The 16,369-nt window shown below is 50.5% G+C and carries 14 protein-coding genes and 2 pseudogenes; 3 read left to right on the top strand and 13 right to left on the bottom strand.

Annotated features, from left to right (window positions below; translation table 11 throughout):
• Positions 1 to 13: 13 nt before the first annotated feature.
• The 11 genes and pseudogenes from ACLHDD_RS18490 to ACLHDD_RS18440 form a co-directional block, all read right to left on the bottom strand.
• Positions 14 to 793 carry an anti-sigma factor family protein gene (locus tag ACLHDD_RS18490; RefSeq protein ID WP_427105306.1) on the bottom strand — a complete coding sequence of 260 codons (780 nt, stop codon included), beginning with the start codon at positions 791 to 793 and terminating at the stop codon, positions 14 to 16.
• Positions 790 to 1,239 carry a sigma-70 family RNA polymerase sigma factor gene (locus ACLHDD_RS18485; RefSeq protein WP_427105305.1) on the bottom strand — a complete coding sequence of 150 codons (450 nt, stop codon included), beginning with the start codon at positions 1,237 to 1,239 and terminating at the stop codon, positions 790 to 792. The genes ACLHDD_RS18490 and ACLHDD_RS18485 overlap by 4 nt, the downstream gene beginning before the upstream one ends.
• Positions 1,240 to 1,326: 87 nt before the next feature.
• A complete protein-coding gene (locus ACLHDD_RS18480; protein ID WP_427105304.1) occupies positions 1,327 to 1,863 on the bottom strand; it encodes a tetratricopeptide repeat protein in 537 nt (178 codons plus the stop codon).
• Positions 1,864 to 2,473: 610 nt separating this feature from the next.
• The gene (locus ACLHDD_RS18475) at positions 2,474 to 5,386 is read right to left on the bottom strand and encodes an autotransporter outer membrane beta-barrel domain-containing protein (protein ID WP_427105303.1); all 2,913 of its coding nucleotides are present in this window, start codon (positions 5,384 to 5,386) and stop codon (positions 2,474 to 2,476) included.
• Between the two features lie 402 nt (positions 5,387 to 5,788).
• Positions 5,789 to 5,836, bottom strand: a pseudogene (locus tag ACLHDD_RS18470) (hypothetical protein); the annotation flags it as partial.
• Between the two features lie 140 nt (positions 5,837 to 5,976).
• Positions 5,977 to 6,429 (bottom strand): annotated as a pseudogene (locus ACLHDD_RS18465) (S6 family peptidase); the annotation flags it as partial.
• A gap of 933 nt (positions 6,430 to 7,362) precedes the next feature.
• Positions 7,363 to 7,548: a hypothetical protein gene (locus ACLHDD_RS18460; RefSeq protein WP_427105302.1), complete on the bottom strand. Its 186-nt coding sequence runs from the start codon at positions 7,546 to 7,548 to the stop codon at positions 7,363 to 7,365.
• Between the two features lie 87 nt (positions 7,549 to 7,635).
• Complete coding sequence (locus ACLHDD_RS18455) at positions 7,636 to 8,259, bottom strand: helix-turn-helix transcriptional regulator (RefSeq protein ID WP_427105301.1); 624 nt, start codon at positions 8,257 to 8,259, stop codon at positions 7,636 to 7,638.
• Between the two features lie 38 nt (positions 8,260 to 8,297).
• The gene (locus ACLHDD_RS18450; protein WP_427105300.1) at positions 8,298 to 8,888 is read right to left on the bottom strand and encodes a helix-turn-helix domain-containing protein; all 591 of its coding nucleotides are present in this window, start codon (positions 8,886 to 8,888) and stop codon (positions 8,298 to 8,300) included.
• Between the two features lie 1,428 nt (positions 8,889 to 10,316).
• Entirely contained in the window at positions 10,317 to 10,808 is a 492-nt protein-coding gene (locus ACLHDD_RS18445) for a FidL-like protein (RefSeq protein WP_427105299.1), read from the bottom strand.
• Positions 10,805 to 11,638 (bottom strand): winged helix-turn-helix domain-containing protein, encoded by an 834-nt coding sequence (locus tag ACLHDD_RS18440; protein WP_427105298.1) that lies wholly within the window; start codon positions 11,636 to 11,638, stop codon positions 10,805 to 10,807. The genes ACLHDD_RS18445 and ACLHDD_RS18440 overlap by 4 nt, the downstream gene beginning before the upstream one ends.
• Before the next feature lie 466 nt (positions 11,639 to 12,104).
• On the opposite strand from ACLHDD_RS18440, the gene ACLHDD_RS18435 reads away from it, so the two are divergent.
• Complete coding sequence (locus tag ACLHDD_RS18435) at positions 12,105 to 12,989, top strand: ROK family protein (RefSeq protein WP_427105297.1); 885 nt, start codon at positions 12,105 to 12,107, stop codon at positions 12,987 to 12,989.
• A 116-nt stretch (positions 12,990 to 13,105) separates the two neighbouring features.
• Here the strand turns inward: ACLHDD_RS18435 and ACLHDD_RS18430 are convergent, their stop codons facing one another.
• Both ACLHDD_RS18430 and ACLHDD_RS18425 read right to left on the bottom strand, forming a co-directional pair.
• A complete protein-coding gene (locus ACLHDD_RS18430; protein WP_427105296.1) occupies positions 13,106 to 13,237 on the bottom strand; it encodes a hypothetical protein in 132 nt (43 codons plus the stop codon).
• A gap of 267 nt (positions 13,238 to 13,504) precedes the next feature.
• Positions 13,505 to 14,293 carry a MipA/OmpV family protein gene (locus tag ACLHDD_RS18425; protein WP_427105295.1) on the bottom strand — a complete coding sequence of 263 codons (789 nt, stop codon included), beginning with the start codon at positions 14,291 to 14,293 and terminating at the stop codon, positions 13,505 to 13,507.
• A gap of 129 nt (positions 14,294 to 14,422) precedes the next feature.
• On the opposite strand from ACLHDD_RS18425, the gene ACLHDD_RS18420 reads away from it, so the two are divergent.
• Together ACLHDD_RS18420 and ACLHDD_RS18415 are read left to right on the top strand one after the other, a co-directional pair.
• The gene (locus ACLHDD_RS18420; protein WP_427105294.1) at positions 14,423 to 15,118 is read left to right on the top strand and encodes a response regulator; all 696 of its coding nucleotides are present in this window, start codon (positions 14,423 to 14,425) and stop codon (positions 15,116 to 15,118) included.
• A complete protein-coding gene (locus ACLHDD_RS18415) occupies positions 15,115 to 16,284 on the top strand; it encodes a sensor histidine kinase (RefSeq protein ID WP_427105293.1) in 1,170 nt (389 codons plus the stop codon). The genes ACLHDD_RS18420 and ACLHDD_RS18415 overlap by 4 nt, the downstream gene beginning before the upstream one ends.
• Positions 16,285 to 16,369: the final 85 nt, after the last annotated feature.

Below are 16,369 nucleotides of genomic sequence, written 5' to 3'. Positions count from 1 at the left end.
AGGCGTAGCCAGACTACGCCAGCGCGGTCTGCAGGGTAGTGGCGATAGCCGCCAGCTGGTGAGCCGGATTGCGGCCAATCAGCACATACTGGAAGCTATCCCGGTTCCACCAGGCCAGCTCCATTCCATGCCGCCGTTCACGGGCGATCGGCTCCGGGCCGTGCGAGGCCGGTGAGATACAGAGCGCCATCGGGCCGTAATCCGCGTGCAGCCAGGCGATCTGCGCGATTGAAGTCCGTTCATAGCGCAGGATCCGGACCATTTTTAGTTCAGCACCCGGCAGGCGCAACTGCTGCGGGTGCAGCTGTAACCCTAAGTCGAGCCGGGTCCGATCCAGCCCCTTCTGCAACAGGACGCCATCATCCGGCAGATCGGCCAGTGTTTCAGCACTGTACAGCGACATATACCGTGCCTCCAGATCGCGAATACTCTGGCTTTCATCCTCCCTCTTTTCGCCCGGTCTGGCCAGCAGACCGATGCCGCTGCCCACCAGCAGAAAACTTACCGAAGCGGCAATCAGGGCGCGGCGGCTATAGGTTCTGGCTGGTGCCGGTGGCGTGATGGCCGCCAGTCGTTCGGCCATTCTGGCCTGTGGCGCCTGCGCCAGCAGCGGGGCAAACGCCTGCCCGAAGTCGAGGCTGCTGTGCCGGAACTGCTCAAGCCGCCGGTTCAGATCGGGATTGTCAGCCAGCGCCTGCTCAAACAGTTCGGCTTCCTGCGGGGTCATCTCACCATCCAGCCAGGCGACGATGGCCTCATCGCGCCAGGCTGGCGTAAACGTTTCTCTGCTCATCGCCGTTTCTCCTGCGGTGCGGGGGCGGTCGCCGTCTGCCTGGCCAGCGTGGCCCGGGCAGCGGCCAGACGGCTCATAATGGTGCCAATCGGGACGGCGAGAGTTTCTGCCGCCTCCTGATAGGTCAGTCCTTCAACGTAAACCAGAAACAGCGCGTTTCGCTGCGCCTCCGGTAGGGCGTTAACCTGCTGCATAATGCGCCGGAACTGGCGGTTGTCGTCGCTGAGGGCGTGCGTGTCACTGGCCAGCAGTGCATCGGGGTCTGCAAATCCCTGCCCCTGGCGGACCTTTCGCGCCCGCAGATCGCTGATCCAGATGGAGTGAAGGATCGAGAAGAGCCAGCGATCCATGCGTGTGCCTGGCGTGAACTGCGCGCTGCGTTCCAGCGCGCGTACGCAGGTTGACTGCACCAGCTCTTCTGCCAGGTCACGATCGTGTGACAGCACATAGCCGTAACGCCAGAGCCGGGTCAGATGCTCTGCGAGATGCTGACGGATGTCGCTGTGAGTGATTTTACGCTCCTCCCTGCCGTATCAGACCTCAGGATGGCCCTGAATGGCGGCCTGCAGATCGCGGTACTCCTCGCACCCGGTGCCACAGATTCCGGCAATCGTTTTCAGCTGTTCGCGCGCCAGGTCCGGGCGTCCTTTAATCAGCCAGGCTTCTCCCAGATATTCGCGTACCTTAGCGTAACGGGGATCGAGGGCAATCGCACGCTGATAATAGCCAATCCCTTCATCCGTGCGACCCAGTTTGCGGGTGGCATAGCCACGGTAGTTCCAGGCTTCGCGCGTGTCGGGATTTTTCAGCGTATCCAGCAGGTTCAGGGCCGCCTGATAGTCGCCCTTTTTCGCCAGATGATATGCATAGCGCGTTATATCGCCGTCACTCAGCCTGCTGGTTTTCTCGGGCACGCAGCGTTTGCTCTGACTGTCATAGACCTGGCCTTTAGGGCAGTCCGGCATTTTTTTCTCACTGTCATCATTGCCCATCGCCATGCTCAGCGGGGCATGCAGCATCAATAACAGTACAGGGACAGCAAACAGAAAAAGATCAGAGCGCGTCATCATAACGTATCCTCATCGGAACTATGGGGGCAGGCGCTGACGCCCGCCGTATACAGTGCGCTGGAGCAGCACTCTGTAGTAAACAGCTCAGACGTGGTTTCTATTCGATAAAAAATAAAATTTTTCCTCGTTTGCCCTGCTTGGTCTGAAAAGCAGGGTTTTCACGGGCCCCCTGACACGTATAACGAAGTCCATACTGGTCTGCACTGACTGGATGCAGGGGCGGGTTGTCCGCTTTCATCGCGCAGTGATAATCATGTCATCACTTCCCCCCCCTTCACTGACGTAAAAAGCGTCAGTTCTGACTCTGTTCAGGTACGCTGCGTCAGCCGATCTTCTGGTGATTGTTACGGGATCCAGACAAGGTTTTCATATCGATTGTGCGTTGATTTATAGCGTAAAAATGTTACGGGTCATGCCGGGCATAAAACCCGCAGTAAAGTGCTGTCAGGCAGAGGGGAGAGTGATCTGCAACACAGGAAGGCCGTCGGGAAAGTTCTGCAACGCCATTTAATACAGGGCTAGTCGCTGCAGCATTTATCGACAGATGGTTAAAAACAAAGAGCATCACCCCGGACAGGAGTGATGCTCCGTTACTATCGCGCTTTGGCTGTCAGAAGTGCCAGGCGAAGCCAACCTGACCACTGTAATCCGTTTTAAACTCCCCACCAAAACTGGTGTCGACTTTCGCAACGAGCGACAGGTCAGGTGAAATAACGCCCTGCAGACTCACGCTGCTGCGGTATCGGTTATCAGACCAGGCGCTGTACTGACGGGTTGACTGCCGATCTGAAAGCGAGGTAGTGGAGCCGTTTTTACCGGGTGAGTACTGGTATTCAAGACTCGCGCTGAGATTTACACCAAGCAGAGCGCTTCCCAGCCCGCGTTTCTGAGCCAGGATACCGGTAGTCGTAAAGTAAGGCGCTGATGAGCTCAACGATACTTCTGCATCTTTTCCTTTCAGCGAGTAACCTGATATCACGCCGCCGCTGACACCCACGTAGGGTGAAATTGACAACGTATCGTCGGCCATTCTGAACTGGTAGCCGCTGCGGAGACTGCCAGCGAGCATCTGACTCTCCTGGTTACTACGATTGATGTTCAGGCCCGGGTCCAGCGATAACGTCTGGTTCAGGTACATGTAGCGGCTGGCAGTATCAATGAACCATCCGGATTCAGACTGCCAGCTGTAATATGCCCCGGCTGTGGCCAGCCAGTGTTTCTCCTGCCCCTCGCCTTTGACTTTACCCTGTGTGTAGCTGGCGCTGATACCCGCTGTCTGCGTATCACTGTGCATATCCCAGCCTGCGTTCAGCGTCTGCTGACGGGCGTTCAGCCCCATAAAATGCCCGTTTCGCTGCTCAATGGTAGCCCATGATCCACTGCGCTCTGGTGACATGCGCAGACTCCCGATGCGATTGTGCAGCTGGCTGACGGCTTCACTAAAAATGTACTGGCGTGAAGCAAGCAGGGCACGGGTATGCTGGATGAGTGGCTGGTTGTCATGAACCGTGAACCAGTCATCCGGATTGAATGCCACTACTGACCGGGCATCGGCTTCTGCCTTTTCGGTTTCCCCGACCGCGCTTTTACTGGCTTTCGGTTTTTCTTCAGTTTTTGCACTGTCCTGCATTCTGGCTTCTGTTGCAGTTTTATCCTTCGCTGTGTCTGATGACACCTCCTGACTTACCGCCTGCCCCTCTGATGATGCAGATACGGAATCTGTTGCAGGCGCGGATTCAGGCGCAGAAATAGTTTCTGAGGCAGAAGTCGGTTCAGATGCGGTGGTGACCTCTGAAACCGGCGCCGATTCAGGCGCTGAAGTTTCCTCCGGAACAGAGGCCGGTTCAGACGCGGTCGCATCCGTTTCTGGCAGAGATTCAGAAGAGTGATTACTTTTCAGCACCCACTGCACGCGGTCGTTATTTTCCTTTACCTGATAGTTCGGTGTATAAACGCTGAAACCGCTGTAGTTACTGGCAAAGGTAAAGTAGCTGGCAGATGTTCCGGTTGGTGCATCCACCATCACCAGATCCTGAGACAGCGAGACCGGCTCTTTCTTATTCATGAGCAGACTCACATCCAGCAGGTTATCTCCGCCATTTGCAGACTCTCTGATAATCAGCTTGTCACTTTCCAGTGTTGAAGGTTTAACGCCTAACAGCAGATTCATCCCAGTCGCATTCAGCGTATCAACATGTAAGGTTTTAGCATGCCAGCTGCCGTCAGGTACCATTGAAAGCCGCGAACCACGCTGTGCCATCACAGACGTCACATTACTGTTGTCCGTCATGGTCCAGTTTGCATCTGAACCCAGCGTCATTGCGCTATTGCCTGTGGAGATGACAGCGCCCTGATAATTTACTTTTCCAAGATAGAGTGAGGACTGGTTAGCCAGCTGAACATTGCCATTGACTTCACTGGCCGGCAGCGCCGCCAGTGTTTCAGTACTGCGCACGGGTTGCGTGCACGAAACGTTATCAGAATTGATCACAGCATAACAACGCCAGCTTTTTTCCGCTGCCAGCTGGCTATCGTTATAGCCGAAAGAGAGTGTGGCAGAATCCGCCGCTACAATATCAGCGTTAACGCCAGCATATTCTCCCACCTGAAAATGCGCGCCACTGCCCACGTTTATCTGCCGGGCTTTAAACAATGACGTGTTCCAGTCGTCATCGATTACCACCCCTCCGGCATGAGCGACTGGCTGGCCTGAAAGAACGGTGGTGCCATCAGACACGTTCAGATCACCATTCAGATTCATACCACCGGTCAGGGCTGTGATTGCTGATGTGCCTGGATTCCGGATGTTGACATTCATTACACCATTGAATGCATTTTCTCGTGTTTCGCCCAGAAAACCACGAAACACGTTGGTATCAAGCTGGGACAGGCGATAATTGATGGCCTGATTCAGATCTGTGCCCAGATATTGCCAGTCCGATGTTGACGTTTTAGAGCGAGGAAAATAGACATACCTGCTTTTTTTAAGCTGGAAATATTCCGCAGGGTTGTTATTTTTTTTGTAAATATATATCGATCCTGGCGTACCGTTGCGATCGTCAGAGTTAAGTTTATTAATCGGAATATCTTTCGCCTGAAAACCATTGAGATTGAGCGTTGATGGATTCTGGCTACTGTTGATCAGGCGGGCGCCGCTGTCAGTATGATTTATTTTTTTGAAATCGAGCGTAGTGCCATTCAGATCAAGTTTTCCGCCGCGGTATCCAAAAAATATCTGATCCGTGGGAACCTGGTTTTCATCATCGAGAATAACGGTAGGACGGCCGCTGACTAAAGTGACCGAAGAAAAAGCCTGCTTTTTGCCAGAGTCATCTGTGCGCTGATCGAGGATAACCGTACCTTCACCCACATTGAGCGCGCCCGGATTCACTCCCCTGGCATTGACGTGCAATGTACCTTCACCAATTTTATGCAGAGCATCACCAGCAAGGCCATTGACCTGCCACAGGACCTCTTTACCGGCATCAACCTCAACACCACCGCCAACCCACGTCGCATTCACATTCGTTAAAGGAGAAACGGTATAATTATTTGAAAAGCGGAGCTTACCTGCCCCCATGTTGATGGCTGAATCAAGGGTGATAAGATTCCCCGCCCCGTTAAAACGCAGGTCTTTTGTCGCATCAAGCTCTTTATCAGAGGCGGCTGAAGGTAGAACAGAGGCATAGCTTTCTCCCAGTCCAGTCCACGACCATGAGGACCCTCCCTGGGTTATACCGCTCTCATCCCAAAGTATCGGCCCTTTATCCGCCACATCTGCGACATCAGGTGAGGCGTTGCCAGACTGAACCGACGTGATGAAGTCACCGGGCATATAGCCCACCGCTGCACGTTTTCTGTAGAGACCTTCATCCGCGTCATAGCCGACATGGACGCCAACAAGTTTCCATTGCTGGTCACTATCATCCCACGCGAATACCGGGCTGCCGCTGTCCCCGCCATTAGCACCGATTGAGAGAGGCGTGGTTCCATTATCATCAGGTCCAAGATTGTAATAACGCAGATAAGCCCAGTAAGACGTGTCCCGTACACTGGTTGCGCTAATAGTCCCCCACTCTTCCAGGCATAAGCGCCTGCCAGCAGAACCCGCTCAGTCTGATCGTCATTAATTTGCTGCTGAGTACCGGTACCTAGCCGGGTATACCAGGAATAGTTCGATTTATAGTTTGCCAGATAGTCAGCTCTGCTCACATAAGGATAGGGGGCAGCCTCAGTGACGACCTTGTTGAGGCGCGGCAAATGAAAATCCTCAGTGCTGTTTTCATTGCGATTAATGAGGTTATAGGTATTCGCATAGAGCGCGCCATTACCAAATGTTACCGTTTTATAGCCGGAGTTATGTTTTACGCTGGTAACATAGGAAGGTGCAACAAGCGTTGCATATCCCAGTGAGGCAACACCGCCAAAATCCGGCATGGGAAAATCCAGATAGGCGGAAAGTGATCCATCCTTTTTGTAAACAGGCGCGCGCATTCTGCCTGCAGAGTAATTTCCTGAATTTTCTGCAAAATCACGGTACTCCTGAACATCAATATCATTAAGCATGATACCGGCATACGAATCCGTGCAGATAAAGAAGGTGCAGCATAGCGCTGCGCTTCCAAAATATTTCAATGGATTGTCCCCATAGCATTTAATCATTAAAAGAACCTTTAATTAAATTCTAACATCGGGGTAATCAACGCTTAAAATCAGCGCAGCTTTAAAAATTGATGCAAATCAATAAACAAGCCTTATTCACTCAAAAAATCACAGCAAATCAATGCGTTAATTACAAAAAAATAAAACAAACAGAATTAACTTAAATATTAAAATTTAATAAAAATTTAATAACCACTCTTATTTAAGACGCTTTAATCCCTTTACTAAGCGGCTAAAAGCACGTAATGACAAAAATAAGAGTGTGATGCTATTTTGAAAGCGGCGTGTTAAAGACGGCAATCGTGGTCAGGGAATGCAGAGCGATAATGCGGTATCCACCTTTTATGTCAGAAACGCATTTTCTCCATTCAACAGGCAGCCGTGCCATCGCAATAAAACACATTTATAGCAGAAAGCAGCTGGCCCTGATAAAACAAAGCTCAGTAATTGCGTAGCTCGCTTTTAAAAAGTCATACGTCAGACCGGGCTGACAGTGAGAAACTGAGAAAATGGGGGAATTGTGAACAGAATATGTCGTTCACAACCAGGGATAATATTTCGCCTGACCAGCGAGTATGAGATACATCACGCCTGTTTGGTTCACGTATCATTTTGCGGAGTATTGCGCCTGAAGTCCAGATGATGTTGCGATGTGAAAATCGTACACAGAACTGACAAAAATTTGACCTGCTGACCCGAACATCCCTGATAGTCACACAATGATGCGTTTACCTTCACAGAGAAGATCTAATCGCAGGTCCTGCGCTAAATAAGAACAGTAACTGAGATGAGTAAGGCAAGGTTTTCACTGCACGGCTGAAAACCTGATCAGCCAGTTCAGGAGTGAATATCAGGACCAATATCATGCCAGGCAATGCCGGACGCGTGGGCCATAGTCTCAGAAGAGAAATAGTTAACGTACAGATAGGTGAACAGTAAAAAAACCACACCCAGTATCACTGCCGTCACAATGTTGAACGGAACAAGTGGATAGTTACGTTTCTGACGAATTTTTTTAAGCATAGCACTCTCTCGCTTGTTTACTGACAGCTAATATTTATACGAATAAGCTCATGATTTATCGATGCTGGCTTTTAATACATTATCACCTTAACTGATTATGCCTTTATAAAGCTCAATCAAAGAGAGATCATTAATAAACGCATTGAATTCTTTATCACCCCGCAACCCGAATTTTTTCATCACATTGTACTTATGTGCATATATTGTCTTCGTTGATATATTGAGACGTTTTGCTGCCTGAGTTACACCATAACCTTTTTTTAAAAAGCTCAGGACCTGCAACTGGACAACTGTGATTCTGGCATATCCGCAATGCTCACAGTCAGACGGCGAAAACGCCCTTGCCCGAGCATGAAAGGCCAGCCATGCCCGCAGGATCTTTTCAAAAATCACCCTGATTGAGTCATGACGGGAAATGACGATTAGCGAACGGTAACAGACAGGAAGCTGTGTTCTGATGATATCCTCTGGTTCCTCAGTAAATGCGATGATGATACTCCCTGGCTTTCGCTCACGATAAGCAGGCTGGCACATGTACAGGCGCCATTGCGACATATTAACCAGAATAAAGTCGGCCTGTTTCAGACACTCGCTGTCGAAACCCGATAAAAAATTTACGCGGGTTTCAGACAGGAGCACCTCTTCAATTACTTTTGAAATGCCTAGCCTGAAGAAATAATTATCATCTGTGCAAACAACATTAAAGTCCATTTTTTCCCTTAGGCATATCAAAAATAAAAACAAAACAATCAGGTAAACTTACCGTTAATCAGTACCAGTTCACCTTTCTCTTTAAGCTCCTTCAGCACCCTGCAAATCGAGCTTTTAGAGAGATGAGAGCTATGCTCAATCAGATACAAAGCAGAAAAGCGCTTCTTTAAATGTGGCGGCAGCTTTTTCCATCTCTCAATCAGAGAAATGACTTCATCATGCGAGTTTTTCTTCGAGAGCTGGATGTAGTTCATGAGATCTGAATACTGTCCCGACAGAATTGACATGGCATCGTTAAAAATATCTTTTTCAAAAATGAGTCGCCAGAAAAGGTCATACTCAATAAAGCTCACCTTTCCGTAATCAATCCTCTCAAGATAAACGGGCTGCTCATCTAATGCTGGCGTGACACCAACGACGAACGGAGCAGATAAGATATTCAGAACCTTGTTTTCACCTTTAATTTTAAGTAAAAAATCACCATCAAGAATGAACATGACACGTCTTACATTGTCCCGTGTGAGATGATAACGACGTTTACCACGTGAAATCTCATCGGGGTCTGCAATTTGCGCATGTTCGGCTAATGCACTGATAACGCGTTCATGGTTTTCGATCACTCTGTACATAATAATAAACTCAATCTGACCAATACAAAATTAGTATCAGTAATAAAATTAGTAAAATCTGTTTGTTGTTAGTCTCTTCTTTCTCCTGGTGTACTGCAGAGTTTTACTCCCTCCAGAGTGTGAACAAAAAATTAATATGATATAGGTTTTGCTATAATAAAACCGTCACATTAAAATTCAACACCACAAACACGCAAAAAGAAAGACAACAAAACCAGTCAATGGCCATACAACCAGATATTACACCCTATAAATCAAATATAATCAGTATATCAATCTAGCATGTGACAACTAACTGATGGTGTTATAACTTTTTTCCTAAATATGCAATCTGTCATGTTCATTTGATATCCAATGTTATAAATGTGCTAAATAAAGACCCTTCGTGCCAAAAAAAATAATAAAAAATTTTTATGCTTAAAAAACCAGAACCAATTTGGAACCATTGTTAATTTCCTCTTAGCGAAGGTAATCAGCCAACGCAATAAAATGTGAAATGAATTAAATCACAACGGACCCACACTGGACACTTAAGTTACAAATCGATTATTATTTAGTTTTATATATCGTCATTTACATAAAAATTAGATAAAAGAACTGATGTGGGAGTTTTTGTTTTACTGAGGGTCTTATTCAGGAATGACTTTAACAGTAACACTTTCACCATTTTTCAATCACAGCCTCAATATTTTGCGTTAAAATATGATGCTTTAGTTAGCACATAGCCACATTGATGCGGTTATTCGCTAAACATGCGATTTTCATATCGACGTCTGACAGAGGCACCAGCACATAGCATAATAAATATTGCTAATGAGCGAGAATGAAAGGGTCGCCCTGAATTGTAGTATGGTTGCTGACGTACAGAGTCCGCGAGCAAGACGTGCTGTAAATCCTGTCTTTTTTCTTTTCGCTCAAATGTATCTTTCAAAAAAGGCAGAATCATCAACAGGGAAAATTTAAAATAACTTAGCGGTGCTGGTCTGACGGCCATAATTTACAGCTTTTTTCGTCTGTCGGGAAAAAAAGACAGCTATAAGCCAGGTTAAGGTAAAGCGGTGAGACCAGAATTAGCACATCGCATTCAGCTGTTGAAAGAGGTCGAATTTACAGTTAACAAGATGCCATCATCAGATCATCCCTGCATCAAATTTTAACTGTGAGCGTGACAGACTGATGACTTTTTGCAATAAATGGAACGCGCCCTGCAAAGCGGGAAAGCTGATTTATGAAAGGTGCGTTGCACGCAGAAAACCTAACATCAGACAGGTTAAAGCCGTGCCCTGAAAAATACGGGGCACGGCTTTAATGAAAGGAGTATTAAAGGCTGTTTTTCGACGCAGCGGCCAGATCAGCAGATATTTCAGCAGGCCATACGGACGCGTCACGGCCCCCAATAATAAAGATGAAATCTGACAAATAAAGCCATCAGTATCGTTTACAGGTGAAGAGATACGATAGCGGCCCTCTGATAAGATACATATTGTTGTCAATTTGAGAAACGCCTATCTGTAATGACTGGGGATCAAGCGTAATCTCTGCCAGAAGCTTATTAAAGATATCATCAGGCGTCGTATCATCTGACGACGTGATAACATTACTGATTTTATAACCATACGTTTTGCTATCTATTTTCCTTCCCTGAAGTAATGCAATACGCCGGTTTACGACTGTAACATCCCCTCCCGACGTTGCCTGTCCATTAATCAGTAAATAACCCGTGCTCTGGTTAATAAATCGCAAATCCTGGGAGACATAGAAATAGAGAGATTTTCCTTCACGGCGGCTGAGATCATACCGACTGAAGGCAGAGCAACGAAACGAATAATCGTTATCCTGTTTTTTATAATGCAGGCTGGCCACTATTGCTGCCAGTGTGCTAAGTATGACAATTATTATAAGGCTGACATTACGCTTCAATACATTCTCCAGTCCAGATAATAGAAGTTTTCGCAGGAAATGATATGGTTTTGGCCATCCAGATTACATGCAGAAAGAATGGTTCGGCCATAATTATCAGTATCGATCGAAGGGTTTTTGTCGAAGTACAAACGCTTTCCTGAAACACAGGACTGATTATTTTCTTTGAGTATTTCAAGCATCTGTTTACTCACCGAATTTTTTTCAAAAATATCCAGCCCCTGCAGGATTACGGCCTCACATCCTCCTGCCAGCTTAATCGTGCTCATGGGTGATCTTTTCTCAGCACTATATTGCGCATTGAAATACCAGAAAATCGCTCCCGTCGCAGCCAGTATGATAAACAGGATGGCAACCTGCACTGCCGTCAGGGTCATTCGTCTGGTAACGTTATGACTGATATCAGGTGCAGGCAACGTTGCCGGATTCTTATTTTCTTCAACGATGACTTCTGACAGTCCTTCATTGTCCGGCACTTCTGCAGGCGTGTGCAAAGATGAGGATTGACGCTTGATGCTGATTTCAGTATTCAGGCGAATACCAATTTTTGGAATGGTGATGATAAGATTTTCACAACCATAAGCTGCAAGTGCTCTGCGAAGAACGCTCAGATATTGATTCAGATTACTGTTTGAGCCACGCAGACCATACTTATCCCAGACCTCGGTCAGCAGAGCGTCACGTGACAATATGTCCCCCTGTGAATTCAGTAGCTGTTCAAACAATCTGCCGGATGAGATGCTCAGACTCAGCGTTTCCTGAGTGGGAATATGACTGAGCGTACAGTCATCAGAATTGTAAGCAATCTGGTCGTCGATGATGTAAATCATTAAGAATTCACTGAATATATGCTCATTTGCGACAGTATAATTCAGCTTATATAAAGAAGCACCAGGGAGATCATTCAGCTCTGCCGGTGTCGGAACCCTGTGTTCAGGTCAGTGTGGCATTCTGGATTATTTATTTGATTCAGTATCGACAATTGTGACGCTATTCTCGCCAGATAACGTTTTTTTACCTGTCAGAAACTGACATCCCGTCCGGACTCAGGGCTGCCGACGCGTTCAGGGGAGGATTATTTCAATAATCTGACAGTTTCTTGCGTAACGCCCTCTCCTGCCCGGTGAATGTCATGGTGCCGGAACGGGCGGCTGCCGTCGTGCCGGAGAGCGATTCGGCAGCGAAGATTCTCTGTTAATCTGCATCTGTCCTGACAAAAATAGCCTGTAAAGCGCAGTCTGACGATCCTCAGCAGCACTACACTTATTCGGGAGAAAATCACCTCCGGGGACATCAATGAAAATTGCAGCTTTCGATATTGGCGGCACCTCATTAAAAATGGGCGTCGTTGACAATCAGGGAAATATTCTTGTCAGCGACAGTAGTGATATTTCACATAACCGGCGCGACGCGATACTTAAAGAAATCCTGACCTGGCTGGAAAAGAACCCAGGCTGTACGGGAATCGCTGTCAGTACACCCGGTTATATCGACGCCGACGCCGGATATATTGCTATGGGCGGCACGATTCGGGACTTCGATCATTTTCATCTGAGCCAGTGGCTGTCAGAGAAAACGTCGCTGCCTGTCACCGTGGAAAACGATGCACACTGTGCCTTACTGGCCGAGCAGTGGCTGGGAAAAGCCAAAAAGCTGAATGATTTTCTCATGCTGACGATCGGCACAGGACTTGGTGGTGCAGCTTTCTGCAACGGCGCATTGATCCGGGGAGGCCGCAATCGGGCAGGCGAGTTTGGCTGTCTGCTCACGTCACGTCCCACCAGCAGCGACATCGAACGCCATACGATGAGCCAGAGCTGCACCATGACAGCCCTGCGCAGAAATTACAGTCAGATGCGAGGCGTGCCCATTGATGACGTTAGCGGCAAAGACGTTTTCGACGCGTACGATCAAAACGAAGACGCTGCGCAGAAGGTCGTCACTCAGTTCTATCAGGACCTTGCGGCCTGTTTATATAACCTGTTCAGCGTTTTTGATCCGCAGATGATTTTTATTGGAGGAGGAATTACCGCCCGCGAGCCATTTATGGGGGAGCTTGGTGAGCAGCTGGCAAAATATGATCTTGATATCCATATTGATGCGGCAACTTATGGCAATGACTCCGGCATGCTGGGGGCCAGCTGGCATTTTCTGCAGCGCCATTCCCCCAGCGAAGGCTGAAAGGTGTTCAGCGCTGGCATACCGGCATCGGGACAACCGGTCCGCGTTAAGTTCAGCGCTGCAGTGTTGTCAGCCTGTCTGACGCATGGCCTGTTATCGCCATAACAGGCTTATGCTCAGGGCCACGGTGAAGCATTGCGCACAATTTTCAGAGTGGCTTCGCGTTCACCATCTGCGCGCCCTTTTTCGATGCCTTTTCCAGTCCCGACATCAGCGCCTTTCTGCCGAAGCGGCTGTGCAATAGTCATCACTGTATCTCCATGTTGTGGTAATCGCTGTGTGCGTTCGCGAACGAAAGCGCCCTGGTCCGCTGACTCTTCAGTCAGAAAAAATAGTTTTTCAGCGTCAATACCCTGGGGGAAACCAATGGCCATGAATAAAGAGGCGAGACAGTCTGGCAGCGTTGCCCTGTCACATTAACGACTATCTTTCAGCAAATTCGTCAGCGCCTCTTCGACACTGAACCGGCAGAAGCAGCCTGACAGCAGTGCGCTCTGATAAGGTCATGAAACCGATCAGAACGTGTAGCTCAGAGCCAGCGTCGCCGATGCGTTGTTGCGCCGGGCAACGATTGGGCTGTCCGAAGCGTGTTTATCCAGCCAGGTGTAATCACCGATAACGCTGGCGGCCCACGCGGGCGTAAACTGATGGCTCCATGTCAGACTGCTGTCGGTGCCATAAAATCCACTCGCCGCGTCATAACGCAGAAACCCGCTCTGTGCGCTTTGCTGGCTGCTCACGCCATACCAGGTGTTCATATAGCGTCCATCGCCTGATAATGCCGCGACCTGCAGGGCCAGGGTGTCGCTGCTGGTCTGTAAGGGAATCAGCGTGACCGATGTCCGGTACTGAACCCCCTGGCTGTCACTTAGCGGCAGCGTCGCTTTCTCCTCCAGCACCAGCCACGGCGTGACTGACCATCCCAGCGCCAGTGACGTGTTCAGCGTCGGGTCGATCTTTCCCATTCCTCTGAGCCGATCGTCACCGTCGCGCCAGGAGGAATTCCGGTCAGAACGCCCCAGCCCGTAGCCCAGCGTATGCTCCAGGTAGAAGCCATTGTCCGTCTGCAGGTCATAACCCACCCCTTTCTGCGAGTCGAAAAAGAGTGCGCCATCGCGTGCCTGGACCAGCGGCATCAGCTGCCAGTGCTGTTTATCTGCGCCGCTGTAGCGCGGTGCATTGATTGCGGCGATGCCCAGCGTCACGCTCGAAGGCGGCGTTACTGACGCATCTGCAACCGCATCAGCCGTCAAACAGCCCAGCGAAAAACAGACCATGTGAAGCGTTATTTTTCCGGTTATCATCACATCTCCTCATTATCACATCAGGGGCGGAGCTGAGGGATCCAGTGCCGCATCACTGCCCGGAGTATGCGCGGCGAGTGTCAATGAACGGCCAGGGATTTATGAAGAAACAGTCAAGGTGATCCGGAAATGCAGTCAAAACGTGTACTGATTATTGAAGATGACGCCGATGCCGCAGGCGTACTTGAGGCTTACCTGAAACGTGAAAATTATGAGGTTACGATTGCCGGTGACGGTCCTGGCGGGCTGGAGATAGCCAGGCGGTGGCAGCCTGATCTGATCCTGCTGGATATTATGCTGCCGGGCATGAACGGCACCGAAGTGCTGGCTGCGCTGCGACGCCGCGATGACACGCCGGTGATCATGGTAACGGCGATGGGTGATGCGCCGGATCGCATCGGTGCCCTGCGGTATGGCGCAGATGACTATGTGGTCAAACCCTACCATCCGGGCGAAGTGGTGGCGCGCGTGCAGGCCGTGCTGCGCCGCAGCCAGAGTCATGCACCGGTCAGCGAGACCCTGCGCTGGGCCGATCTCGTGGTTGATCCCGTGGCACTTACCGCCGTGGTTAACAGCGGCAGTGCTGCGCCGCGCCGTCTGGATCTGACGCCCACCGAATTTTCTCTGCTGGTCACCCTGATGCGCGCCCCGACGCGTCCGTTCACCCGTCTGTTCCTGCTGGAGCAGTGCCTGCCGGAGAGCGATGCGCTGGAGCGGGTAGTCGATACCCATGTCTATAACCTGCGCCGCAAGCTGGAAGCCGCGGGTATCTCAGACGTTTTACCGGCGGTACGCAGCGTCGGCTACCGGTTCAGACAGCCATGAAGAACGATACCCATACATCGCTGTGGCGCTGGATCTGCCTGCGGGTGCTGTTTCTGGCCATTGGCAGCGTAATCCTGATCGCCATCTGCATGTGGCTGCGCTTTGCGGTGCAGGCCTTCTGGGTGTATCAGCGGATGCCGGCGGCGGTCGCAGAAGAGTTCACCCGGCTGCGCGTCAATCCCGCCAGCGATCCGGCGCGCTTTCACCAGATTGTCGATCGCTGGTGGGGAATTACCTTTTCCGATCCCTCGCTGGCCTCTTCTGACTGGCTGACCGTGCTGGTGCTGGTCATGGTGGCCATCCCGTTTATGGTGCTGATCGCGCTGCGGTTTGCCCGACCGCTATCCGTGCAGTTCAGCCAGCTGGCAGGCGCGGCGCGGGCCGTATCGAAAGGCGAATTTGGCCGGACGGCCGCGGTGGTGAAAGAGGCCCCGCAGGAGCTGGTGCGTTTTACGGAAGACTTTAACCAGATGACGCAGCAACTGGCCCGCTATGATCGTGAGCTGCGCACCTCGCATGTGGCGATGGCCCACGAACTCCGCTCGCCTCTGACTGCCGCGATGGGCCGTCTGCAGGGCATTCTGGATGGCGTTTTCCCGGCCGAGCCGCAGCAGCTGGCGATGATCATGAAGCAGCTGACGCAGCTCAGTCGCCTGACCGACGAACTGCATCTGCTCTCACTGGCGGATGCGGGGCAGCTGACCCTGAACCGCGAGTGGATTAATCCCGGCGAGCTGCTGCGCGAGCGCAGCGGCTGGCTGCTGCCGCAGGCGGAACAGGCGGGCGTGAGCATCAGCGTGACCTCGCCGGAGGATCTGCTGCTTTACGGTGATGCTTTCCGCCTGGGTCAGGTGGTCACCATTCTCATTGAAAATGCGCTGCGCTACGCGGCAGAGGGTGGCGCATTGCAGATTACGGCCAGCGCGCGCGATAGGGCTATTGTGATGACTTTCCGGGATTACGGTCAGGGTGTGGAGCCGGCATTTCTGCCCCGTCTGTTTGATCGATTTACCCGCGCCGACTCCTCCCGCGCCCGTCACTCCGGCGGCAGCGGTCTGGGCCTGTCGATCGCCAAAGCGATTGTCGAGGCGCACGGCGGGGCACTTGAGGCCACGCTGCCTGCCGACGGCGGACTGCTGATTGAGATCACGCTGCCAGTGGAATAAAGCGTTCTGGCTTGACCGTTTCTTGATGGTTCATGGCACGTTTCTGGACACAAGCCGGGTTCAATGAGCACAACGCATTGAAGGA

This window comes from Pantoea sp. NSTU24, assembly GCF_050157905.1.
Taxonomy (GTDB): Bacteria; Pseudomonadota; Gammaproteobacteria; order Enterobacterales; family Enterobacteriaceae; genus Pantoea.
The sequence above is the reverse complement of the archived record's forward strand: the minus strand, read 5'-3'. Positions and strand labels throughout refer to the sequence as shown.

What these genes read in the sequence shown, in the direction of transcription:
- ACLHDD_RS18450 (WP_427105300.1), bottom strand. Translation starts at nt 8,888, where the DNA reads ATGTACAGAGTGATCGAAAACCATGAACGCGTTATCAGTGCATTAGCC.
- ACLHDD_RS18435 (WP_427105297.1), top strand. Translation starts at nt 12,105, where the DNA reads ATGAAAATTGCAGCTTTCGATATTGGCGGCACCTCATTAAAAATGGGC.
- ACLHDD_RS18490 (WP_427105306.1), bottom strand. Translation starts at nt 793, where the DNA reads ATGAGCAGAGAAACGTTTACGCCAGCCTGGCGCGATGAGGCCATCGTC.
- ACLHDD_RS18420 (WP_427105294.1), top strand. Translation starts at nt 14,423, where the DNA reads ATGCAGTCAAAACGTGTACTGATTATTGAAGATGACGCCGATGCCGCA.
- ACLHDD_RS18430 (WP_427105296.1), bottom strand. Translation starts at nt 13,237, where the DNA reads ATGACTATTGCACAGCCGCTTCGGCAGAAAGGCGCTGATGTCGGGACT.
- ACLHDD_RS18415 (WP_427105293.1), top strand. Translation starts at nt 15,115, where the DNA reads ATGAAGAACGATACCCATACATCGCTGTGGCGCTGGATCTGCCTGCGG.
- ACLHDD_RS18425 (WP_427105295.1), bottom strand. Translation starts at nt 14,293, where the DNA reads ATGATAACCGGAAAAATAACGCTTCACATGGTCTGTTTTTCGCTGGGC.
- ACLHDD_RS18440 (WP_427105298.1), bottom strand. Translation starts at nt 11,638, where the DNA reads ATGATTTACATCATCGACGACCAGATTGCTTACAATTCTGATGACTGT.
- ACLHDD_RS18455 (WP_427105301.1), bottom strand. Translation starts at nt 8,259, where the DNA reads ATGGACTTTAATGTTGTTTGCACAGATGATAATTATTTCTTCAGGCTA.
- ACLHDD_RS18480 (WP_427105304.1), bottom strand. Translation starts at nt 1,863, where the DNA reads ATGATGACGCGCTCTGATCTTTTTCTGTTTGCTGTCCCTGTACTGTTA.
- ACLHDD_RS18460 (WP_427105302.1), bottom strand. Translation starts at nt 7,548, where the DNA reads ATGCTTAAAAAAATTCGTCAGAAACGTAACTATCCACTTGTTCCGTTC.